At 64.9% G+C, this 279-nt stretch carries 1 pseudogene; it reads left to right on the forward strand.

Annotated elements, in window-relative coordinates:
• Positions 1–279: pseudogene (locus LUU93_RS21635) on the forward strand (hypothetical protein); the annotation flags it as partial.

Consider the following 279-nt stretch of genomic DNA (forward strand, 5'->3'; position numbering starts at 1 on the left):
GTCGCGGACATCTCCAAGACGCATACCGATCCCATCGCGCGCGTCGTGCGCACGAAGCTTCGCAAGGACGGCATCAAGAAGGGCGTCAAGGTCGTCTTCTCCGACGAGGAGCCGATGAAGCCGCGCGAGGACGTCACGCAGCGCATCGTGCCGGAGAACGCCCCGGAGATCCGCAAGGCGCAGCAGCCGCCGTCCAGCAACGCATTTGTTCCGCCGGTCGCGGGGCTGATCATGGTCAGCGTCGTTGTGAAGGATCTGCTGGAAGCAGGCGGCGTGAAG

It is taken from the genome of Flavobacterium soyae, from assembly GCF_021245985.1.
Taxonomy (GTDB): Bacteria; Bacteroidota; Bacteroidia; order Flavobacteriales; family Flavobacteriaceae; genus Flavobacterium; species Flavobacterium soyae.